The 22,895-nt window shown below is 50.2% G+C and carries 22 protein-coding genes; 13 read left to right on the top strand and 9 right to left on the bottom strand.

What is annotated here, in order from left to right; genetic code table 11:
- The first annotated feature begins 69 nt into the window (after positions 1-69).
- Positions 70-702: a GTP cyclohydrolase II gene (ribA, locus tag ACO0LL_RS09465; protein ID WP_422950599.1), complete on the top strand. Its 633-nt coding sequence runs from the start codon at positions 70-72 to the stop codon at positions 700-702.
- A gap of 48 nt (positions 703-750) precedes the next feature.
- Here the strand turns inward: ribA and ACO0LL_RS09460 are convergent, their stop codons facing one another.
- Positions 751-1,593, bottom strand: a complete 843-nt coding sequence (locus ACO0LL_RS09460; RefSeq protein WP_422950598.1) for an HDOD domain-containing protein — start codon at positions 1,591-1,593, stop codon at positions 751-753.
- Between the two features lie 83 nt (positions 1,594-1,676).
- Entirely contained in the window at positions 1,677-1,982 is a 306-nt protein-coding gene (locus tag ACO0LL_RS09455; protein WP_422950597.1) for a hypothetical protein, read from the bottom strand.
- A 19-nt stretch (positions 1,983-2,001) separates the two neighbouring features.
- On the opposite strand from ACO0LL_RS09455, the gene ACO0LL_RS09450 reads away from it, so the two are divergent.
- The 4 genes from ACO0LL_RS09450 to ACO0LL_RS09435 all read left to right on the top strand — a co-directional run bounded on the left by ACO0LL_RS09450 (position 2,002) and on the right by ACO0LL_RS09435 (position 7,529).
- Positions 2,002-2,658 (top strand): hypothetical protein, encoded by a 657-nt coding sequence (locus ACO0LL_RS09450; protein WP_422950596.1) that lies wholly within the window; start codon positions 2,002-2,004, stop codon positions 2,656-2,658.
- A 428-nt stretch (positions 2,659-3,086) separates the two neighbouring features.
- A complete protein-coding gene (locus ACO0LL_RS09445; protein WP_422950595.1) occupies positions 3,087-3,764 on the top strand; it encodes a tetratricopeptide repeat protein in 678 nt (225 codons plus the stop codon).
- Between the two features lie 444 nt (positions 3,765-4,208).
- Positions 4,209-6,293 carry a TonB-dependent siderophore receptor gene (locus ACO0LL_RS09440; RefSeq protein WP_422950594.1) on the top strand — a complete coding sequence of 695 codons (2,085 nt, stop codon included), beginning with the start codon at positions 4,209-4,211 and terminating at the stop codon, positions 6,291-6,293.
- 21 nt (positions 6,294-6,314) lie between these two features.
- Positions 6,315-7,529, top strand: coding sequence for a PepSY-associated TM helix domain-containing protein (locus ACO0LL_RS09435; protein WP_422950653.1), 1,215 nt, complete (start codon positions 6,315-6,317; stop codon positions 7,527-7,529).
- Between the two features lie 44 nt (positions 7,530-7,573).
- Here ACO0LL_RS09435 and ACO0LL_RS09430 read toward each other — a convergent pair whose 3' ends face one another.
- Genes ACO0LL_RS09430 through zwf form a run of 3 tightly spaced genes read right to left on the bottom strand, consistent with a single transcriptional unit; the run spans position 7,574 to position 10,625 of the window.
- Positions 7,574-8,476 (bottom strand): SIS domain-containing protein, encoded by a 903-nt coding sequence (locus tag ACO0LL_RS09430; protein WP_422950593.1) that lies wholly within the window; start codon positions 8,474-8,476, stop codon positions 7,574-7,576.
- Between the two features lie 5 nt (positions 8,477-8,481).
- On the bottom strand, positions 8,482-9,150 hold the full coding sequence (pgl, locus tag ACO0LL_RS09425; RefSeq protein ID WP_422950592.1) for a 6-phosphogluconolactonase: 669 nt from the start codon (positions 9,148-9,150) through the stop codon (positions 8,482-8,484).
- Positions 9,151-9,164: 14 nt separating this feature from the next.
- Entirely contained in the window at positions 9,165-10,625 is a 1,461-nt protein-coding gene (gene zwf, locus ACO0LL_RS09420) for a glucose-6-phosphate dehydrogenase (RefSeq protein ID WP_422950591.1), read from the bottom strand.
- A gap of 361 nt (positions 10,626-10,986) precedes the next feature.
- Between zwf and edd the strand changes: the two genes are divergently transcribed.
- The 4 genes from edd to ppc all read left to right on the top strand — a co-directional run bounded on the left by edd (position 10,987) and on the right by ppc (position 18,199).
- Positions 10,987-12,828, top strand: a complete 1,842-nt coding sequence (gene edd, locus ACO0LL_RS09415; RefSeq protein WP_422950590.1) for a phosphogluconate dehydratase — start codon at positions 10,987-10,989, stop codon at positions 12,826-12,828.
- A gap of 22 nt (positions 12,829-12,850) precedes the next feature.
- Complete coding sequence (gene eda / locus ACO0LL_RS09410) at positions 12,851-13,492, top strand: bifunctional 4-hydroxy-2-oxoglutarate aldolase/2-dehydro-3-deoxy-phosphogluconate aldolase (RefSeq protein WP_110257141.1); 642 nt, start codon at positions 12,851-12,853, stop codon at positions 13,490-13,492.
- A 64-nt stretch (positions 13,493-13,556) separates the two neighbouring features.
- Complete coding sequence (pgi, locus tag ACO0LL_RS09405) at positions 13,557-15,191, top strand: glucose-6-phosphate isomerase (RefSeq protein WP_422950589.1); 1,635 nt, start codon at positions 13,557-13,559, stop codon at positions 15,189-15,191.
- 251 nt (positions 15,192-15,442) lie between these two features.
- Entirely contained in the window at positions 15,443-18,199 is a 2,757-nt protein-coding gene (ppc, locus tag ACO0LL_RS09400) for a phosphoenolpyruvate carboxylase (protein ID WP_422950588.1), read from the top strand.
- A gap of 130 nt (positions 18,200-18,329) precedes the next feature.
- On the opposite strand, the gene ACO0LL_RS09395 is transcribed toward ppc, so the two are convergent.
- Together ACO0LL_RS09395 and ACO0LL_RS09390 are read right to left on the bottom strand one after the other, a co-directional pair.
- Positions 18,330-18,890, bottom strand: a complete 561-nt coding sequence (locus tag ACO0LL_RS09395) for a porin family protein (protein WP_422950587.1) — start codon at positions 18,888-18,890, stop codon at positions 18,330-18,332.
- Between the two features lie 193 nt (positions 18,891-19,083).
- On the bottom strand, positions 19,084-20,208 hold the full coding sequence (locus tag ACO0LL_RS09390) for an ABC transporter substrate-binding protein (RefSeq protein WP_422950586.1): 1,125 nt from the start codon (positions 20,206-20,208) through the stop codon (positions 19,084-19,086).
- A gap of 134 nt (positions 20,209-20,342) precedes the next feature.
- On the opposite strand from ACO0LL_RS09390, the gene mobB reads away from it, so the two are divergent.
- The 3 genes from mobB (at position 20,343) to ACO0LL_RS09375 (ending at position 21,845) form a co-directional block, all read left to right on the top strand.
- Positions 20,343-20,936 carry a molybdopterin-guanine dinucleotide biosynthesis protein B gene (gene mobB / locus ACO0LL_RS09385; protein ID WP_422950585.1) on the top strand — a complete coding sequence of 198 codons (594 nt, stop codon included), beginning with the start codon at positions 20,343-20,345 and terminating at the stop codon, positions 20,934-20,936.
- Positions 20,937-20,999: 63 nt separating this feature from the next.
- Positions 21,000-21,200 carry a YjfB family protein gene (locus ACO0LL_RS09380; protein WP_422950584.1) on the top strand — a complete coding sequence of 67 codons (201 nt, stop codon included), beginning with the start codon at positions 21,000-21,002 and terminating at the stop codon, positions 21,198-21,200.
- Positions 21,201-21,398: 198 nt separating this feature from the next.
- Entirely contained in the window at positions 21,399-21,845 is a 447-nt protein-coding gene (locus ACO0LL_RS09375; protein ID WP_422950583.1) for a hemerythrin domain-containing protein, read from the top strand.
- On the opposite strand, the gene ACO0LL_RS09370 is transcribed toward ACO0LL_RS09375, so the two are convergent.
- Complete coding sequence (locus ACO0LL_RS09370) at positions 21,833-22,051, bottom strand: RNA-binding S4 domain-containing protein (RefSeq protein WP_422950582.1); 219 nt, start codon at positions 22,049-22,051, stop codon at positions 21,833-21,835. The genes ACO0LL_RS09375 and ACO0LL_RS09370 overlap by 13 nt on opposite strands.
- A 36-nt stretch (positions 22,052-22,087) precedes the next feature.
- Complete coding sequence (locus ACO0LL_RS09365) at positions 22,088-22,369, bottom strand: hypothetical protein (protein WP_422950581.1); 282 nt, start codon at positions 22,367-22,369, stop codon at positions 22,088-22,090.
- 234 nt (positions 22,370-22,603) lie between these two features.
- Between ACO0LL_RS09365 and ACO0LL_RS09360 the strand changes: the two genes are divergently transcribed.
- Positions 22,604-22,858, top strand: a complete 255-nt coding sequence (locus tag ACO0LL_RS09360; RefSeq protein ID WP_422950580.1) for a DUF2282 domain-containing protein — start codon at positions 22,604-22,606, stop codon at positions 22,856-22,858.
- Positions 22,859-22,895 lie beyond the last annotated feature (37 nt).

Below are 22,895 nucleotides of genomic sequence, written 5' to 3'. Positions count from 1 at the left end.
CCGACAATTGTTATTGTCATTTGGCCATGATCTTAAGTTTTATCCAGAATAAGAATCCGCGAGAACTGTATGTCTAGCAATGACCAGCCTGTCAACTCAAGCAAACAGGCTTTGGAATATGTTGATTCCTGTAACCTGCCCACGACCTGGGCAACTTTCCGCATGCATGCCTTTGTCGAAACGGCAACAGGCAAAGAGCATATCGCCCTGACCCTCGGTGATGTGGCTGATGGCCAGCCTGTACTGGCACGCATACATTCTGAATGTCTGACCGGTGATGCCCTGTTCAGCAAGCGCTGTGACTGTGGCCCGCAACTGGAACTGGCCCTGCAAAAAATCGCCCAGGAAGGGCGCGGCGCTTTGCTGTATCTGCGTCAGGAGGGCCGTGGTATAGGTTTGCTCAATAAGGTGCGTGCCTATCATCTGCAAGACGATGGTGCTGACACGGTAGAAGCCAACCAAAAGCTCGGCTTTGCAGCCGACTTGCGCGACTATAGCCTGTGTGACCCCATGCTCAAACATCTGGGCATAGAATCTGTACGCCTGATGACGAATAATCCACGCAAGATTTCAGCGATGGAAGGCATGAATGTCAGAGTGCAGGAACACGTCCCGCTGATCGTCAAGCGCAATCCCTATAATGAGCGTTATCTGAGTACCAAGGCGACCAAGCTCGGGCACTTGATACAGCCTGATTTGTAGGCGTTTGCAAGCGGCAGGATGGTCTTACGGCCTTATGGTTTTACAGTCTTACACTTCGACTTCTTCCTGCAGCTTCTCAAATTCTATCGCGGCTTCGGCCAAAACTTCATCAAGCAGGGCCTGGTCCAGGCCCAGGCTTTCCCATGATTGCCCGGTAATTTCTGGCGGTGCAAGGTCGGGTGTGGTGGTCACGCCCAGTGCATGGGCTATGCCATCTGCGACATGGACTATGGTTGCCAGGAAACCCAAACCGGGTTTTTCTGGATGATGGTGACCAGAGATAGCCTTGATCATGACTTCTGAAAAATTCCACTGCACGGCCAGGGTTTCACCAACCAGGGCGTGATCAATGCCCAATAACTGTTTTTCAGTTTCATATTGCGTGGTCTGCAGTTCCTGGCGTTGTGCCAGCACATTCTCATAAGCCCCGGTGTAGCAGGTCGCTAATACCAGTGCGCCTATGTCATGCAATAAGCCCGCAGTAAAAGCGACATCTGCATTGAGCTTGAGTCTGCGGGCCAGTATGCGGGCCGCAATGGCAACCGCATTTGAATGCCGCCAGAAATCCTTGTGACTGAAACCACGGCAATTATTTTCAGGGAAGCAGCCTGTCAGTGCTGCAGTGATCACGATCTGCCGCACGGTACTCAAACCCAGCAATGAAATCGCCTGCTGCACCGTCGTCACCTTGACCATGGTGGAGTAATAGGGCGAATTTGCATAGCGCAAGGTCTTGGCTGTCAGTGCCATGTCATGGCTGACCTTTTGTGCCAGCTCGTGCATATTCAATTCTTCATCATCAATGTTATTCAGCAATTCCATCACGATGGCAGGCAAAGTCGGCAAGTCCTTGACGCTGTCTATAATCTGGGCAAGAGAGATGGGATTCATAAATCTGGCTCCTATGAAGAATCTATGAGGAATATTTCTCATAGCTTGCCTGAAATAAGGGAGACTGACTTGAATTTTTATCATCAGCGTGCATTTGCAACAACGTGAACAGCACATTTTTGTGCGGTTTCAGCATTGTTGCATTTAGAATCCCTTCCTTTGTTTCCCGACCAATTAAATAATATGCTTGATTTTTGCGTATCAAGAATCGTCAGACTCAGTTGCACCGTATTGATTTGCGCAGCAATTTGCGCTTGCGGCAAGCAGCAAGCGAACATTAAACCAGATTCGTTCGCATCAGAAAGTGTGGCTGCATCCAGCAGTGCCAGCGCATCATTAAATAGCCAGGCAATAAAACCTGTCACTGCAGATACTGCAGACGGTTTCATTGGCATGCTGAAGGCAACAATGAAGTCCTATGACGAGGCAGTTTTGCGCAAATGGATAGATGACTTCAATGCTCTGCAACTGAAGTCGCACGGTGTGGCAAAAGCCGGCGAAGATTTACCGCCATTGCCAGCAGGTGTCGTACAGATTGAACTCGAAGACCTGGGTGAGCATGTGCTGTTGCAATTGCGCGAAGTGCTGACTGCGCATAGCGATGATGTAGATGGTGGTACAGATCAGTTTCGTTCGGTTTTCTTCAACAAAAGTGATATGGCCTTGCTGACAGATATCCCGACCAAAAGCCAGGCCATGCCTGACACCAGCATGCGCATTGCCATAGGGAGCCAGCAAAGCTGCATGGGTGAGAGTGCTGGTGACGGCTATGCGATTTTTGACCTGAAGCAAATGGGCAAAACCTATCTCAATGAAAAATTCCAGGACCAGGTGCAAGGCTTTGAAGTAAAGCCCGTCAAGACCGGCACGATACAATTATTGACACGCAGCGAAACAGATTTCCAAGGTAAGGAAGAAGATTCGAAGCAATGCGAAATAGGTAGCTGGGTCGATGTGCTGGAAACTACTTATACCATTCATTGTGATGCCAAATCAGGCAAATGCACATCGCAAAAGAAACAAAAGACCTACCAAGCCTGCAGTGCAGTGGGAGCCTGTGACTGACAAATTTTTCGCTAGCGAGAATTCAAACCTGGGTGAGCGCAATCCGGATACGAAACAATTACGCGCAAACATTTCAAACAGGTATTTCAAAAGTTATTTTATATGCAATAATACGATCCTATCTGGCATAACTTGTCAGATCATGAGAGGTGGAAATCGGCCATGAGCTAACCGCGGAGGATCAATCCGCATGCCGACATTCGGCATTGTTTTATCGAATCCGCGCTCGCCGCGTCATCAACCAAAATGCATCGTTTCGATGCAAAACAATAATGCATGAAACAAGTCGTCATTGAAAAAGCGCTGCATGCGCTATAGAAGGGAAATAAGTGCCAGTTACTTCGAAATCTAGTAATACCCCGCGATTTGGGAGCTCGCTCTTCGCAGTTTTTGTTACGACAATCATAGTTTTCGTTAGCGTCTCTGCTATGGCCGAGATTCCACACTCTGAACTAGACGCATTGTTCGAGAAAGCGTCGCGCGGAGACAATTTGGCGTTTACAGCTCTTCAAAAAGAAGCAGAGCGAGGCGACGCGTCGGCGGAACGCTTTATGGGCATTATGTATCTCACTGGAAAAGGCGTAAAACAAGACCAAGGCGAAGCGAGAAAGTGGCTGCTGGGGGCAGCGGAAAAAGGTCTTGCTTCAGCGCAATCCAACCTGGCGAATATGTATGCACGCGGCGCAGGAGTTCCGCGCAATCAGTCTGAAGCATTACGGTGGTGGACAAAATCGGCCGTTCAAGGTTACGCCATTGCACAATACAACTTGGGACAGGTGTACATGAATGGGAACGGCGTGCCTGTTGACATGGTTGCGGCAGTATCGTGGTATCGAAAAGCGGCGGAGCAACGAGAACCAAATTCGCAGTTCAATTTAGGCATTGCCTATGCCAATGGAGATGGCGTTCCCCGAGATTTGGTTCAGGCACACATGTGGTGGCGGATAGCATCAGTAACGGCAGGTTCGGCTGGACCGGGTGAACAAATTTTTGTTCAGGCATGGAACAACATGACGGATATAGCAAAGGACATGACCACAGCCCAAATTGCAGCCGCCAACAAACAAGCAAACGAATGGATTTCCGTGAATCTAAAATCGCCATGAAGGTCGTGTGCAAATGCCCAGGCGCCATTCGGTGAATGGGCCGCTACAGAAATTGATTGGCAGCAAAGGGCGCAACGGTGACATTCACGATCTGGCACATCCTGTTAGATTGAGTCAAAAATTATATTTTTTATAATTCACATATGTGTCTCAAGTTGGATTAAATCGTTAAATATTAATGAGAATGATTTGCAATTGCATTTATAAATAAGTAAAATAGGCCACAGTTCTTACTTCCGCAGCTTTTACTTCTAATGCTATCGGAGAAATTTTCTCTGCATAGGCGGTTAATTTCCAGGCTTATTTATGAATTCTTGCTCATCCCGTTCGTCCAGTTTTTCCGCTTTTTCCGCTTTGCCCCGCAACAATCCCGCGTCACTACCAAAAAATTTGCATGCTGTCAGTTCACTGACTCCCTTGAGTCCGATTGCATTGGCGCTTTCAATGATGCTGGCAGCCCCAGCTTTTGCAGATGACCCTGCAGCAGCCAAAGGTGCCAAGGCAGAACTGCCTGAAGTGGTGGTAACAGGTGTTTCTGGTAATGAGCCCAGCACAGAGAAAACAGGCGCGTATACCGCGAGAAAAAGTAATTCCGCGACCAGGCTTGATTTGTCCTTGCGGGAAACGCCCCAATCCATCTCGGTAGTCACCCGCGCAAAAATGGATGACTTCAAGCAGGTCAATGCCAATGATGTGCTGGCCAATACGACAGGCGTGTCAGTAGAAAAAGTGGAAACTGACCGCACTTACTACATGGCCCGTGGCTTTGATATCGTGAATTTCCAGTACGATGGCGTAGGCATTCCATTCACTGGTGGTAACGTCGCAGGTGATATTGATACTGCTATTTACGACAGGGTAGATATCGTGCGCGGTGCAAACGGTTTGATGTCTTCTACTGGCAACCCGTCTGCCACCGTCAACTTCATGCGCAAGCGTCCGGTCTATCAATTCCAGGCTTCTGCAGGATTGACGCTGGGCTCATGGAACACACGCAGGCTGGATGCTGATGTATCTGGTGCACTGAACAGCGCTGGCACGGTTGCTGGTCGTATTGTGGTGGCAAAGCAGGCCGGTGATTCTTATCTCGACCGCTATTCACCTGAAAAAACCGTCGTGTACGGCGTGATTGAAGCCAATCTCGGTGATGCTACCGTATTGAGTGTCGGTCATTCACATCAAAAGAGTGATGCCAAAGGTGGCATGTGGGGTGCTTTGCCACTGTATTACACTGACGGCAGCCCGACCAATTACAGGACATCCACCAGCACCGCTGCAGACTGGTCACGTTGGCTGACCCAGGATGACCGCAGCTTTGTCGAATTGAGCCATCAGCTCAACAACGACTGGCAAATCAGGACGACATTGAGCCGCAACAGATCAACCGCCGACTCCAAACTGTTTTATGCCTATGGCACGCCAGACCGCAAGACTGGCCTGGGTTTATATAGCTACCCATCCTTGTATAACGATGTGAATACCCAGACCCTGTTTGACTTGTCAGCCAGTGGCAAGTTTACCTTGGCAGGACGTAAGCACGACCTCAGTTTTGGTATCAACTGGTCGAAATCGAAGATGGATGATATTTCCCATTACGGCGTCGGTATAGGCACTGCATTGCCTGATATCAGCAACTGGACTGGCAATTATCCGCAACCTGCATTCAATGCCTATACCGATGGCAGTGCTTATGAAGATACCCGCAAGACGGCATTTATTGCATCCCGTTTCAACCTGGCGGATCAATTCAAACTGATCCTTGGTGCAAACCATACCAAGGCAGAAAGCACAGGTTTTGCGTACGGTGTCAGCAGCCAGAAAAATGCCAGCAAGACTACACCTTATCTGGGTGTGATCTATGATCTGACGCCGTATGCTTCTGTGTATGCCAGTCATACAGAAATCTTCAATCCGCAAAGCGAAGTGGATGTGTCTGGTAAAACCCTGGACCCGGTCAAAGGCAAGGGTGATGAGCTGGGTATCAAGCTCGAATTGTTTGAGCGCAAACTCAACCTGTCTGCGGCTGTTTTCAAGATACAGCAAAACAATGCGGCTGAGCAGGCTGGCTATATCGGCACCAAGAGCTATTACCGTGGCATTGATGCGCAATCACAAGGCTTTGAACTGGATGCCAGCGGTGAACTGGCAAAAGGCTGGAACCTCAGCGCAGGCTATACACAGTTGAGTCTCAAGGGCAGTAATGACCTGGATGTCAAAACCTATGTGCCACGCAAATTGTTCCGTCTGTCCAGTACTTATCAACTGCCTTTCATGCCACAGGCTAAAGTCGGTGGCAGCCTGAACTGGCAATCAGATACTTTCCGTGATGAGGGTTCAGGTAACATCATACGCCAGGGCAGTTATGCAACGATGAATCTGATGGCGCGTTATGACGTGAGCCAGAACTTCAGCGTATCAGCCAACCTCAATAACGTCAGTGACCAGAAATATGTCACCAGCCTGTACTGGAGCCAGGGTTATTATGCTGCGCCAAGAAATGGCAGTGTTACGGTAAACTGGAAGTACTGATAAACAAATAGTCCCATGTTGATGCGTCCTGTCTTTGTTTTACTGCACCGCTGGTTTGGGCTGGCGGTGGCTGTGTTCCTGTTCATCTCTGGTCTGACCGGTGCTTTCATCTCCTGGGATCATGAGCTGGATGCCTTGCTCAATCCGCATTTGTTTGAGGCACATAGTCAGTCGCAAGGCAAGCCTGTCAAACCCGATAAACCCATGTCCGGGCTGGAGCTGGCGAACAGGGTAGAGGCGCGTGACCCCCGCATCTGGGTGACCTATGTATTGAATGAGGCAGAGCCAGGGCATACCAGCCAGATGTCGGTAGAGGGCAGGATCGATCCGACAACCGGCAAGGCTTATCCACTGGGTTTTAATCAGATTGCAGTCGATCCTGTCACTGGCGATGTGCAGGGCAAGCGGCAATGGGGTGAGATATCCCTGAGCCTGGAAAACCTGCTGCCATTTTTATACAAGCTGCATTACACCATGCATATACCCGAAGTATCGGGCATAGAGTTGGGCATTTTGTTCATGGGCATCATAGGCATAGTGTGGGCGCTGGATTGTTTTATCGCGCTATGGCTGTCTTTCCCTAACTGGCGTAGCTGGCGCAAGTCATTTGCTTTTCGCTGGCGCCAGGGTGGACATAAACTCAATTTTGACTTGCACCGCTCCAGTGGAGTCTGGTTGTGGCTGTTCATGCTTTTACTGGCGATTACTTCGGTATCAATGAACCTGAATGCACAGGTGGTGCGCCCTGTGGTTTCCTTGTTTTCACCGCTGAGCGCGGATGTCTTTGCCAGCCGCGTACCGCAAGCACCGGACAAACCTCTGATACCCGTCATCAGCCGTGAACAGGTCACTGAACTGGCGAAACAAGAAGCTCAAAAACGCGGCTGGACCTTGCCTGCTGGCGGCATATTTTATTCACCCGCATTTGGTGTGTATGGTGTGGGATTTTTTGAGCCTGGCAATGATCATGGCGACGTCGGCCTAGGTAATGCATGGCTGTATTTCGATGGCAAGGATGGTAGTGCCCTGGGAGGTAAAATTCCCGGCACCGGATCTGCTGGTGATATTTTCCTGCAGGCGCAATTCCCCTTGCATTCAGGCCGCATACTCGGCCTGACCGGGCGTATCATGATTTCATTGCTGGGCCTGGTGGTTGCCATGCTAAGTGTTACTGGCGTGATTATCTGGATGAGAAAGCGACGTGCAAGAGTAGTCGCCGCAATCCAGCCGGTTTGATTTTCTTTGCTTCAGCTTATTTTCAACTTATTTTCAACTTGTCTTCAGCTAATCTTGGGTACGAGGCGTTTTTCACTGATACTGGCCTTGGCTCTTTCCAGCATGTCGATGGCCGCAGGGCCGCGCAGCAGGGTGACAGCCACTGCCAGTGCATCGATATAAGTCAGATGGGCGAGGCGTGAAGTCATCGGCGTATAGATGTCGGGGTCTTCTTCCACATCGACACCGATATGCACATCAGCCAGTTCTGCCAGCGGGCCACCACTGGCACACAGTACCAGTATCTTGGCACCAGCCTGTTTCGCCAGTTGCACACTGTCGATCAGGTCGCGGGTACGGCCTGTACGTGAAAATGCCACGACGACGCAATCGCTATTCAATAAGGTGGCTGACTGTGCTTGTAAATGGGCGTCGCAAAATACGGTAGTCGGTATGCCAAAGCGGAAAAACTTCAACTGTGCATCAATCGCCAGCGCGCCCGAATAACCGAGTCCATAACATTCTATGCGGCGGGCTCGCGCCAGCAGGCTGACTGCGGCTTCAAAGGTTGCCGTGTTGGCATTATTGCGTGCTTCCATCAATGCGGCGATGGTGCGGTCAAATACCTTGGGCAAGACATCGCGTACATGATCAGCCTGATTCACATCCAGATGCAAAAACGGGATGCCAGTGGCCAGGCTCTTGGCAAATGCCAGCTTAAATGTCTTGAAACCATCAAAGCCCAGACTCTGGGCAAAGCGGGCCACCGTGGGTTCACTGACATCACAAGCCTGGGCCAGAACCCGTATCGACATTTCCAGCGCATCATGCGGCTTTTGCAGCAAAAATTCTGCTACCTGGCGCTCGGCGCGGCTCAAGGCTGTGCTGGCAGTGCGTATGCGTGCCAGCAAACCTTTTTCAGGAGGAATATTGGGCTTATTGTCAGAGAACGGATTGGCCATATACATGTGTTTTACGGACACCAGAAAACATCTATGGTACAGCCTGCTTCACGCAACAAGGACGCAACCGGCAGATTATTTTCTATCGCCTGTTCCAGCACCTGACGTTTTTCTGCACCAGTGATCACCAGCCAGATACGTTTGGTATTGAGCAGGCGTGGCAAAGACAGCGACATGCGGCTCTGGCGGGTTTGCGGATGTACAGCCGCCAGGCAGGCCAGGTCATCATGCTGAGTGGGTGCGCCAGGGAAGAGAGAAGCGATATGCCCGTCCGCACCCATGCCCAGCAAGACTGCGCTAAAGGCTTGCGGCAATTGTTCGTTCAAGCGCACATTGATGGCCTCAGTCGCCACTTCCGGTGTGCTGGAGGCATTTTTCAGGGAGACCAGTTGCCAGCGCTTGTCTGCGGCAGAGCCAGACAGGCAGCGGCGGAACAGGCCTTCATTGCTTTGCGTATCCTGGTCCGGCACCCAGCGTTCATCAGTGGCCACCAGTTTGATGGGATTGTGCGCATCTATATTCGACAGCAACTGGTCCAGGCGTTGATATACAGGCGCAGGCGTAGAGCCGCCAGCCAGGGCAAAGCTGCTGCCATCTGGCGTGGTCTGGATAACATCCAGCCATTGCTGGCTCAGGGCTTCAGTCAGTGCCGTGAAGTTTTCAAAGGTATGGTATTTCATGGTCATTTTATCGCTTAGCTTTCAACGAATTCTTCACCCCAGGCTGCCCCGTGCTGTGCCAGCAAATAACTGGCGGCAGACGGACCCCAACTACCGGAGATGTATGACTTGAGACCTTCGCTATCGTTTTGCCAGGCGCTCATGATAGGGTCTATCCAGGCCCATGCCGCGCTCAGTTCATCATCACGCACGAACAGGGTCAGGTCGCCGTGCATGGCATCAAGCAAGAGGCGTTCGTAGGATTCAACGCGGCGTGAATTGGATACTTCAGCAAAATCCAGGTTCAGGGCAACGTCAGACAGACGTATGCCTTCGCCCGGTTCTTTGGCTTTCATATACAGTTGGACGCTTTCTTCTGGCTGCAAAGAAATCACCAGACGGTTAGAGCGCAAAGGTCCTTGCGATTTGCCAAAAATGGAGTAGGGAATAGGTTTGAAATTGATCGTGATTTCAGCGCTGCGGCTGGCCATGCGCTTGCCTGTACGCAGGTAAAAAGGTACACCAGCCCAGCGCCAATTATCGATTTCGGCACGGATGGCGACAAAGGTTTCTGTGCGTGAAGACGGTGGTACGCCAGGCTCATTCTGGTAAGCGATAACTGGTTTGCCATCAACAGCACCGGCACGATATTGGCCGCGCACGGTTTTTTTGCTGACTTCATCCGGCGTGAACTTGTGCAGGGCGCGCAAGACTTTGACTTTCTCATCACGGATGGCGTCCGGGTTTGCATTCACCGGTGGCTCCATGGCGACGATGGAAACCAGTTGCAGCAAATGGTTTTGCACCATGTCGCGCAGTGCGCCAGTATGGTCGTAGAAATCACCGCGTGACTCAACACCTACCTGCTCGGAGATGGAAATTTGCACATCCTGTATCCACTTCCGGTTCCATAAAGGCTCAAGGAAGGAATTGGCAAAACGCAGCGCCAGCAGATTTTGCACCATCTCTTTACCAAGATAATGGTCGATACGGTAAATCTGGTTTTCGTTCAGGTAAGAACGCAGGGACTGATTGATTTCCTTGGCCGACTGTGCATCGCGGCCCAGCGGTTTTTCTACCACTACGCGAGCATTGCCTTCGACCAGACCATGCTTGGACAATTGTTCGACCACAGGGATAAAGATGTCCGGGCCAGTCGCCAGGTAAAACAGGGTGGCGTTGGTTTCGCTGGTTTGCAGGCTACCTTTGAGCGCCGCAAAATCTTCCGGGATGCGCGCATCGATTTTGGAATAATGCGTGGTCGCCAGAAAGGCTGCACGTTTTTCCTCAGTAGCACCATCTACATCAGACGCATAAGATTCTATGGCGGTAGCAACACGCACACGGAATTCTTCATCCGTCAGTTTTTCCCGTGCAGCACCGATAAATTTGAAATCCTGATCCAGCCTGCCATTCACAAATGCGCTATACAAAGCAGGGATGATCTTGCGCTTGGCAAGATCGCCAGTGCCGCCAAATAAAACAAATGTGGTCATGCTGACTCCGTGTTGTGTCGGTTGTTATGTTGGGTGCAACACAGACGGCAGGTATATGTTGCCGTATGTTCCGTGTGTTGCGGGGTGCTAATTGGGCTTGCTGTTTCTTTGCGCTGCTTTTTGCATGCATTGCAAAAGATGTACTACATTGATGATAGTGATTTATCTTGATTATGCCAGAAAATATTCAAAAATGTAGTTTCATTACGATAAATTTGAGGTTTTTGCTAAAAAAAGAAGCTAAATATCAAAATACTGAAAGTTTGTTACAGAAATGAAGGGATTTATGCTATCTTTGTTGGCATTGATTCAGTATGGCTACAGCTTTCTTATTTTGCCCAAACGGGCCACAGGTGTTTATATGACGACATCCCCATCCACTGCGTTGCACCCTGTTATCGACAAGGTCACTCAGCGCATTACCGAACGCAGCAAATCCCTGCGCAGTACTTATCTTTCCCAGTTGGAGCATATGCGTGGCCGTGGTCCGCGTCGTGCCAGCCTGTCTTGCGCCAATCAGGCACATGCCAATGCGGCCATGGACAGCAATACCAAGATCTGGCTCAACCAGGCACAAAAACCAAATATCGGCATCGTCACTGCCTACAACGATATGTTGTCGGCGCATCAGCCATATGAACATTATCCGGCACAAATACGCCAGACAGCCCTGCGCTTTGGTGGTACTGCGCAAGTCGCAGGCGCTGTGCCTGCCATGTGCGATGGCGTGACGCAGGGGCGCCCTGGCATGGAGTTGTCGCTATTCTCACGCGACGTGATTGCCCAGGCCACTGCTGTGGCCCTGACCCATGATGCCTTTGACGCGACGCTTTGTCTGGGCATTTGCGACAAGATCGTACCGGGCTTGTTGATAGGTGCGCTGGCCTTTGGTCATCTGCCAACTATCTTCATACCAGCCGGCCCTATGGGTTCTGGTTTGTCGAACAAAGAAAAAGCCGCAGTGCGTGAACGCTATGCACAAGGTAAGGCGACCAAGGAAGAATTACTGGCTGCAGAAAGCGCTGCCTACCATAGCGCAGGCACCTGTACTTTCTATGGCACCGCCAACAGCAACCAGATGTTGCTGGAAGCCATGGGCCTGCATTTGCCAGGTGCAGCCTTCGTCCATCCTGGAGATCCATTACGCAGTGTGCTGACAGATGCAGCAGTAGAGCGTGTCCTGCAATTGACGGAACAAAGTGGCAACTACAAACCCATCGGTCAACTGGTCAATGAAAAAACCATCGTCAACGCAGTCATCGCACTGTTGGCAACAGGTGGTTCCACTAATCACACTATCCACTGGATTGCCGTGGCTCGTGCCGCGGGCATCATTATCGATTGGCAGGATTTTGACGAATTGTCAGGTGTCATCCCATTGCTGACGCGGGTTTATCCTAATGGCACGGCTGATGTGAATGCATTTGAAGATGCCGGTGGCCCTGTCTTTGTGATACGCGAATTGCTGTCAGCTGGCCTCATGCATGCAGATGTCATGACAGTGTATGGAAATGATGGTTTGAACTCACACACCACTCGCCCGGTACTGACTGAAGATGGCAAGGTCAAATGGGAAGCGCTGCCAGCAGAATCGACTGACACTACCGTCGTTCGTAATGTGACTGATCCTTTTGCACCTACCGGTGGCCTGCGTTTATTGCACGGCAATCTGGGTCGTGCCATCGTCAAGGCTTCTGCCGTACCTGAGGATGCCTGGATCATCAAGGCACCGGCCAAAGTATTTGAATCTCAGGATGCCCTGGTCAAAGCCTATAAAGCAGGCGAGCTGAATATGGATTTCGTCGCCGTGGTTATCTTCCAGGGGCCGCAAGCGAATGGCATGCCTGAGCTGCATCAGTTCACTCCCGTATTGGGCAGTCTGATGTCGGCTGGTTATAAGGTTGCACTGGTGACGGATGGTCGTATGTCCGGTGCATCCGGCAAAGTACCTGCGGCCCTGCATGTGAGCCCCGAAGTAGCACAAGGCGGCCCGCTCGGTAAAGTGCGTGATGGTGATGTGGTTGAACTCAATGTCCACACTGGCGAATTGCGTGCCCTGGTGGATGCCGATGTCTGGTCACAGCGCGCCGTGCGTGAACTCAGCAAGGAAGTCACTTTCGGTTATGGCCGCGACTTGTTTGCCGCACAGCGTCGTGTCGTGACAGCGCCTGAGCATGGCGCATCTACTCTTTTTATAGATTAATTTTCTAAAAGCGAAACCCATCATGAGCTTGAGTAAAACAAATATCATCGCCCAACTGGAACAAATCCGCGTATTGCCTATCCTCGTTACTGATGATGTCGATCAGGCGATACGTTGCGTAACTACTTTGGCAGAGAATGGTTTGCCAGCCGTGGAAATTACCTTGCGCACGCCAAATGCGATGACAGTCTTGCGTGAAGTCGTCAAGGCTTGCCCGACTGTGACGGTGGGTGCAGGTACTATCCTGACACAGGCGCAACTGGATGCCGTCAAAGAAACAGGTGCCGCCTTTGGTATCAGCCCTGGTATCACGCCTGTCCTGGCAAAAGCAGCTGCTGATTCTGGCCTGCCATATTTCCCTGGCGTTGGCGGTGCGAGTGACCTGATGCTGGCGCTGGAGCATGGCTTCAATGTCGTCAAACTTTTTCCTTCCGATATCGTTGGTGCCACCAAGATGGCGAAGGCACTGGGCGGCCCTTTCCCTGACGTGAAATTCTGTCTGACCGGTGGTGTCACAGTAGAGGCGACGCCAGCACTATTACAGCAATCAAACATCCTGTGCGTGGGCGGTTCGTGGATGTGTCCTGCGTCTCTGATTAATGCTGGAGACTGGGCGGCGATTGGCGCGCTGGCGGCAGCCGCTGCCGCAGCAGGCAAGAAGTAAATACAAGTTGGAATAATATTTTTTTAGCACTTTCACTCATCACTTTTCGTCTATAAGCAAGATTATGGTCACTTCCGTATCGCGTACTCCTATCTGGGGTTTGTTGCAGCAACGTGCCACCAACATGCCCAACCTGAAAGATCTGTTTCGTGCTGATCCTCAGCGTTTTGCGCATTTCTCAGCTTCAGCCTGCGGCATCATGCTTGATTATTCCAAGCAACGCATAGACACGACAGCAAAGCTGAATTTGCTGGCGCTGGCCAGGCAGCAAGATGTAGAGTCACGTCGTGACGCGATGTTGCGCGGTGAAGCGATCAACCAGACGGAAAACCGTGCAGTACTGCATACCGTATTGCGCTTGCCCAAGGGCGAATCCTTTGATTTGAATGGTGAAAACATTGCTGCCGATGTGCATCAGGTGCTGGCGCAAATGCGGACATTCAGCGATGCGGTAAGGGAAGGGCGCTGGCAGGGATATACCGGCAAGGCCATACGCACTATCGTCAATATTGGCATAGGTGGTTCAGACCTTGGCCCGCAAATGGCTTGTATCGCTTTGGCACCGTGGTCGCAAAAAAACCTGTCCCTGCATTTCGTCTCCAATGTCGATGGCCGTCATGTCGCTGATGCGCTGGCCAATGCTGATCCTGAGACGACTTTGTTCGTGGTCGCATCCAAGACCTTCTCGACCATGGAGACGTTGACCAATGCCCGCACTGCGCGTGAATGGATGTTGTCGCATGGCTGCCCGGTCGATCAGATACGCCAGCATTTCGTGGCACTCAGTACGAATGTAAAAGCTGCTGCTGATTTTGGTATTGCCCCTGAAAATGTCTTCCCATTCTGGAATTGGGCTGGTGGCCGCTACTCGATGTGGAGTGCGATAGGCCTGTCGATTGCGCTATATGTGGGCGCAGACCGTTTTGAAGAAATGCTGGCTGGTGCGCATGAAATGGATTTGCATTTTGCCCAGGCACCGTTGGAGCAAAACCTGCCAGTGTTGATGGCCTTGATAGGGGTGTGGAATATCAATTTCCTTGGCCTGCAAGCATTGTCGATTGCACCTTACCACCAGCGCATGACACGCTTGCCCGCTTACTTGCAACAACTGGAAATGGAAAGCAATGGCAAGTCTGTCACGCGTGAAGGCCAGCGGGTTGATTACACCACTTCGCCTATCCTGTTTGGTGAAGCAGGCACCAATGGCCAGCATGCTTACTTCCAGTTATTGCATCAGGGCGCAACGATTATCCCTACCGACTTTATCGTAGTCGCTGATGATGATGCAGGTTTGCCCGGGCATAATCAGGCACTGCTGGCAAATTGCTTTGCCCAATCCAAGGCCATGGCCTGGGGCAAGAGCATGGCAGAAGTAAGGGCTGAACTTGGTGACCTGCCTGACAAGGTATTGGCACCGCGCGTGTTTGAAGGCAATCGCCCGACTTCAACTGTCTTGCTGGATTCCCTGACGCCACGTTCTTTGGGCGCACTGATTGCACTATATGAACACAAGGTGTTTGTACAATCCGTGATCTGGGATATCAATGCCTTTGATCAATGGGGTGTGGAGCTCGGTAAATCGCTGGCGCAACAATTGATCAGCCTTGATCCAAGCGCAGTCAAGGAAGATTACGATAGTTCAACCAAGGGTTTGCTGATGGCAGTTGGTCGTAGTCATAAATTGAAGAAGGCTGCTTAGTTCACTTGACCAAGTCGAATCCTTTGTTTTGTTGTAAGCAAGCCTCAATTTGTTTGCCCAGTTTTTGATATATCAGGTTTTATTTTTTGATGTAAGTGTGCTGTCAAAGTGCATGTTCACTCTGTAGAGCGATGTTGCTGGCGCTGTAAATATATTGCCGCAGCGAGAGGCGCAAGAATTTTCATCATTACTGTTTCATCCCTATTTTAAAATTTGTCAGCATGAATACTCACTTACAACCTCAAATAAAAATGAACGATATCAGCGACGACAAAGACCAGAGCCTGCGTGAAGACATACGCAGGCTGGGCCGTATATTAGGCGATACGGTAAGAAACCAGCATGGAGATGAAGTATTCGATCTTATTGAACAGGTACGTCAGAATTCCATACGCTTTCGCCGCGATGCCGATGAGGCCGCGCGCGCAGAGCTGGAAACCACACTCGATACACTGACCAATGACCAGACCACGCAAGTCATACGCGCCTTCAGTTATTTTTCACATCTGGTGAACCTGGCAGAAGACCAACATCACATACGCCGCACGCGCGCCCATTTGATTGCAGGTTCGGCGCCGCGCCAGGGCAGTCTGGCACACACCATAGAAGCCTTGTACAACACTGGCCACAGCAGCCAGCAGTTACTGGATTTCTTTGAGACTGCACATGTATTCCCGGTATTGACTGCGCATCCAACTGAAGTGCAGCGCAAGAGTATACTGAATTGCCAGATGGTGATCACCCGCCTGCTCGACGAGCGTGACCGCATGCAGTTAACACCAGAAGAATCAGACGCCAATGAAGAAGCTTTGGGGCGCGCCATTTTGACTCTGTGGCAAACACGCATGCTGCGCACTTCCAAATTATCAGTGCTCGATGAAGTCGAAAATGGTCTGAGTTTTTACGACTATACTTTCTTGCGCGAGTTGCCGCATCTGTATGCGGGTCTGGAAGATTTATTGGCAAGCAAGGATGTGGCTCTGGCTCAGCATGAATTACCCAGCTTCATGAAAATGGGGAGCTGGATAGGTGGTGACCGTGATGGCAATCCATTTGTCACTGCGACGGTACTGGAAAAAACCCTGGCCATGCAGGCCACGCGCGCCTTTAAATTCTATCTCGATGAATTGCATACCCTGGGTTCGCAATTGTCGATGGCGAATTTGCTGGTGAAAGTATCCGACGATTTGCTGGCGCTGGCGCAGCGTTCACCCGATCATTCACCGCATCGCTCTGATGAGCCATACCGTCTGGCCATCAGTGGCATCTATGCGCGACTTGCCGCAAGTTACAAACAATTGCTGGGGCTGGAACCAACCATCCATGCCAGTGGCGATGCTGAACCTTATGCCACGGCAGAAGACCTGGCTGCTGATCTTGATATCGTTCATTATTCGCTACATGCGAACGGTTCTGCTGCCATCACACGTGGCCGCCTGCGTCATTTGCGTCGCGCTGTCAAAGTCTTTGGTTTCTATCTTGCGCCACTCGACCTGCGCCAGAATTCTGATGTCCATGAACGTGTAGTCCATGAGTTATTGCAAGCAGCCAACCCTGAATTGAAATACCTGGAATTGAATGAAGACCAGCGCATAGAAGTCTTGATCAAAGAGATCAGTTCAGCCCGCCCGCTGGCCTCACCTTACCTGATCTATTCAGAAGAGACCCAGTCCGAGCTGGCAATTTATCGTGCTGCTTTCACCGCGCAACAACGCTATGGCAAAGGCGCAGTACCGAATTGCATCATCTCCAAGACTGACGGCGTGTCAGACATGCTGGAACTGGCCCTGCTGTTGAAAGAATCTGGCCTGTTGCATCCGGCTGAGGGGCGTGTGGATGTGAACATCATCCCATTGTTTGAAACCATAGGCGATTTGCAAAACAGCGCACCTGTCATGGACAGGTTGTTTGGCATACCGGCTTATGCACGCCTGCTGGCCAGCCGCAATAATGCGCAAGAAGTCATGCTCGGTTATTCAGACAGTAACAAGGATGGCGGCTTTTTGACTTCTGGCTGGGAGCTGTATAAAGCTGAACTCGACCTGATAGAAATTTTTTCCAAACATCAGATACGCTTGCGCCTGTTCCATGGCCGTGGTGGTTCTGTTGGTCGTGGCGGTGGCCCCAGCTACCAGGCCATCCTGGCGCAACCTGCTGGTGCCGTGCAGGGGCAAATCCGTCTGACTGAACAGGGAGAAGTGATTACTGCCAAATATGGTAATCCTGAAGTAGGGCGGCGTAACCTCGAAGTGCTGGCAGCAGCTACCATGGAAGCGACTTTGCTGGCCGACGCAGAACCAGCACCAAGGCCAGAATTCTTGACCGTCATGGAAGAATTGTCTGACCATGCCTTCAAGGCTTACCGCAATCTGGTTTATGAAACCGAAGGGTTCGAGAAATATTTCTGGGAGTCGACTGTTATTTCCGAGATAGCCGGCTTGAACATAGGCAGCCGCCCGGCATCACGTAAAAAATCGACAGCAATCGAAGACTTGCGCGCCATACCCTGGGTATTCAGCTGGTCACAATGCCGCTTGATGTTGCCGGGCTGGTTTGGTTTTGGCTCGGCAGTGCAAGCTTATCTGAAGGCACATCCTGATAACGGTTTACAGACCTTGCAGGCGATGTTTAAGGAATGGTCTTTCTTCAGTACTGTGTTATCGAACATGGAAATGGTGCTGGCCAAGAGCGACATAGGCATTGCCAGCCGTTATGCGCAACTGGTCAAGGATGAGTCTTTGCGTAACCGCATCTTCCCGCGCATACAGGCTGAACATGAAGCGACTATAGAAATACTGAAGTCTATTTCAGGTCAGGATGAATTGCTGGCAGCGAACCCCTTGCTTGCACGTTCGATACGCAACCGCTTCCCTTATCTGTCGCCTTTGAATCACGTACAGGTGGAATTGCTGGAGCGTTACCGTAATGGCGACGATGATGAGCGCGTTCACCGCGGCATACATCTGTCTATCAATGGTATTGCTGCCGGTTTGCGCAATAGTGGTTGATATTGTGGAGGATTAGCGGCTGTCTGATTTAGCCTCATCCATATACAAAAAAACCTCTGTGGCAATGTCACAGAGGTTTTTTTTATTGAGATTCGAGCAGACCGCTCAGGTCAGGCTCTTGATCGCAATATTAGAACGCTGCCTGAACACCAATGTTGAAGTTGGTGATGTTGCCGTCGCCGCCAACAAAATCAACTTTACGGCTGGCGATTTCAGCGCGTGCAGCGATGTTAGGCGTGAATGCATAAGTTGCGCCAATGCCTACCACTACTTGTGTGGAATTTTTGCTGGTAGAACCACGCAGGTTGTTGAATGCAGCAGTTGCTTCACCTTTGGAATAAGCCAGACCCAGTTTTGTGAACAGGCCCCAGTTATTGCCAACTTGTGCGCGGTATGTACCTGCCAGGTCGATGCCAGTTGCTTTCATTTCTGCAGCGATACCATAGACATTCGCTTTAACTGTGCCCAGATTGTAATAGCTGCCTTCTACACCCCAGTTGGGAGTGATGTTGTAACCACCCAGGATATTGAAGGATGTGTCATTGGTTTTGCAGCTGGATGTGCCAGCGCAATCCATATTCCAGCGAGCCTGGCCAACAGTAGCGCCAGCATAAAACTGCGCATTAGCAGTTGTACCGATAAACAAACCGGAAATTGCCAGAGCGGCAGCGATAATTTTTTTATTAAACATGATGTACCTGATTGATTTTTTTGAATAGCGCAAACTTGATTCATGCATTTACCGGATAAGTAAATTTTAAATTCTCATGTTGCGGTGCAGCACTTTATTCTAAAATCATCAGAATGTCAAAAAACGTTATTTATTCTTGTCTATGCATGTCGTTTTTTGTATGAATGTCTTATTGATATTTATGTGATCTTGATCAGAACAACAAGCCTCCGCCTTTTCTGAAAAGTGCCATATCAACATAATTGGACATGCGGTGCGTACTCTCTGATGGGGTCAGGGTGACGCCACCGAGGTCGATGACGCTTTTTTGTGTTGCCAGCGCTTGCAGGCCATCACGCCCGCCTTTTCCTGCCTGTATCGCTTTCGCCAGGGTCTTGGCGACCATGAAGCCCTCAAATGTCAGGGCAGACAGATCTTCATCCCTGAATTTTTTCATCATATTGCTGTGATCTATCTGTATCAGTGATTTTTTGCTCAGAGGATTGGGTACCACCTGGGAAAATACTGTCCATTCCAGCGCTTTGGGGCCTGCCACTTCTGCCAGGGTATCAAGATTGATGAGTGACATGCCGGCAACAAAGGTGCGGGGAGCCTGTTTTCTGAATTCTTTGAGGAAGATGCCTGTGCCCAGAGTGTCGGCAATGGCGATGACGATGCCGGGGTTGCTGCGAGCCAATATCGCAGATTCTCTTTCCATGTCCGCGGCAGACGCACCTATGCGCACCAGCCCGCTCATGAGCATATTACGTTTGCGCAACTCGGTAACAACATATTGGTACATGTCTTGGTTCAGGGCGTTTTCCTGATAAGCGATACCTACACTTTTGATGCCCAGTTTATCGAAGTAAGAGAAGATATATTGCATCTCTTGCTCAGGGCTGGGCCTCCAGAACAGGACGCGGGAGTTGTAAGTCTTGACTGATGCCACCAGCGGAGCAAACAGGGTCTGGCCGCTTTGCGAAAACCTGGCATTTGCCAACACGGCATCGGTGACGGCAGCCCCTATGCCACCCAGCAGATAATCTGCCTTGTCTTTTTCCAGTAAATCGCTGACTGCCTGTGCCGACACTGCAGGGTTGCCCTGATCGTCACGTACCAGGTATTTGATGCGCTTGCCACCTATGCCACCACTGACATTGATACTGTCAAAGTAAGTCGTGATACCTGCCACATAGTCGCGGCCAATGCTACCATTCGGTCCGGACAAGTCTATTGCCTGACCAACGACAATGACATTGCCTTGCGCCTGTACATTCATGGCGAACAGCAAGCATAGCAGGGTGAAGCAAAAGGACCATAGTCTGAAGGGAAAACGCATACTGATAACCTGTCAAATATTGCAATGTAACAATTGTTACATTCAAATATGACTATGGAATGACGAGGCAGGTATACAGCTCATACTCCTAAGTTATATGCATATAATGAATTTGAAAAAAGTCTGGAGGCAGTGTGGCTGGCAGTGAAAAGAATGATGTGATTGATGAGGCTGGTGTGACTGGTGTGGTTGGTGCGACTGAAGCAGGTCAAATACTTGGCGTAATAGGGTGGTCAGGCAGTGGGAAAACCAGCTTACTCGAACATCTGGTCAGGGAGTTGACCGCCACAGGGCATAAGATCAATATCGTGAAGCATAGTCATCATGATGTCACGATAGAACCGCCGCACAAGGATAGCTCGCGCTTGCGCATGGCGGGCGCGCAGGATGTCTTGCTGGCATCCCCTTACCGTTATGTGATTGCACATGAGCTAAGGCAGGAAGCCGAGCCATCGCTGAACGAGTTGTTGAGCCGCCTGTCGCCGGCAGATTTGACACTGGTCGAGGGTTATAAATGGGAGACCATGCCCAAGATTGAGGTTTACCGCCCATTCCTGGGCAAGCCGGCTATTTATCCCGAGGATGTACATGTGGTTCTGGTAGCATCCGATGTTGCCGCACCGGCAGACTTGCGTCCTGGCGTGCAATGGCTGGATTTAAACCAGCCGCAACTGGTGCTGGACTGGGTTCTTGCTACGATGCAAAACAATATTTTAAAAAAAACCTGAAGTACCCCTAAAGACTTTGCTCAAGCGGCCGTTATCTACAGTAGACAGATAAGGAGAATTGTCATGGATGTAACCGGTATTGCCAAGGTGGCAACAACACTGGCAGATGTAGGTACTAGCCAGGCGGTAAGTATTGCTGTTTTGAAAAAGGCACAGGATATTACTGCTGAAAGTGCTACTGCGCTTATTGAGGCTATTCCAGATAATAAATCTGTCGCCAATCTGCCACCTAATCTGGGCAGGAATATCAATACGACAGCTTGAATGCTGTTTTTGTTAACAGATATTCAAACAGATGACCAAAAAGCGCGCTGATAGCGCGTTTTTTTGTTTGTGACTCCTGAAATGTTTCCTGGTGGTTGTCTTATTGGCCACCCCTGGCGACCTCTGGTCTGATCTGACGCAAGCACATTATCTTTTGATCAGCGATAATCTCGCCATCTCTTTCTATCTGGATCTGGTATGGAACAAAATTCTTGGGGCTGGTCCGACCGCCTGAGTCTCAGTTATGAACCTATGGATGATACCCATAAGGAGTTTGTCGAACTCTGTGCGGCCTTGTCTGAAGATAATCCGGCCACTTTCGTCGCCAGGCTGGATGCCCTGATCGTGCATTCCATTGCGCATTTTGAGCAAGAGAATCAGTGGATGGCCGAAACTGCATTCCCGCCTGCAGGTTGCCATAGGCAAGAACATGATGCAGTGCTGGAAGTGATGCAAGAAGTCAGGCGCAGGGTAGAGCTGGGTGAGACCGATCTGGCAACGCGCCTGGCAGAAGAATTGCCGTTATGGTTTGAGCATCATGTCGATACCATGGACAATATGCTGGCGCGTTTCATGGCAAGCAATCCTGAAAAGATTGCCGATGCGAGCATCGATACTACTGCTGCCCAGGTTCAGCCTGCCTGAACCCGTATTTCTATATCGCCAAGGCTGACAAGCTGGCCCGCACGGATTTTGGCGGTCTTGCGCAATTCCTGCTCACCATCTACGCTGACGTCACCGCTGGCAACGATAGCCTTGCCAGCGCCACCGCTTTCGCACAGACCAACCAGTTTCAATAACTGGTTCAGTTCTACATATTCGCCTTCCAGGCTAAAACTCAGGCTTTGCATATAAATTCCTCTATCCTGCAATAAAAGGGACGCAGCTTACACTATTTTGCCAGAGGCAAGGCGTGCATCTGCTTTCTCCAGCCACATTCCCAGTTGGGCAATCAGGTCTGCCTGGCTGAAAGAACAGCTTTCTTCTGTAAACAGGCTGCCAGACTCCAGTCTGCTCAACAGGTTTTCCATGACTTCGGCAAATTGTGGTGGCAGGGCGGCTAATAAATCAGTCTGGCTACGCCAGATTTTGCAAAAACCACTGATATTGATCTCGCCACGAGATAAATTGTCGATACTTTGTCGCAATTCTTGGATGAAGTTAGGCATATAGAAACTTTTAGCTTGAAAAAAAGTCATAAGCTAGTAGGATAATCTCATCGCTGCCTGAATCCAAATGAAAATGTGCTGCGTAGAAGATAGTGTAGATAGCGCGACCGAAAATATTTTACGAAATTGTGTAAGTTTGCTTTATCTGCGCCGACTATAAGCTGTAGTTTTAAATTTTCCCATGTGGGATGTTGTGCTTAATTAAGTTCTTGAATCAATTTACAGGAGATGAACATGAGTAATAAAACAATGGTTGCAGTCGCACTGGCAGGTTTGTTGGGTTCCAGCATGGCAATGGCAGCAGAGCCAGCCAAAACAGAAAAATGCTTTGGCATTGCCAAGGCAGGTCAAAATGATTGCGCCACCAAATCAGGCTCTCATTCTTGCGCCGGTCAATCCAAAAAAGACAATGACGCATCTGAATGGAAAAAAGTACCAGCAGGTTCTTGCGAAAAAATGGGCGGCAAGCTGGAAGCCCCTAAGTCTTAACTCTTAGTCTTAAGCCTTAAGTTTTAATTTAAAAATT

Origin of the sequence: Undibacterium sp. TC4M20W (assembly GCF_049340245.1) — a bacterium.
Taxonomy (GTDB): Bacteria; Pseudomonadota; Gammaproteobacteria; order Burkholderiales; family Burkholderiaceae_D; genus Undibacterium.
This window is presented reverse-complemented; position numbering and strand designations above follow the sequence as displayed.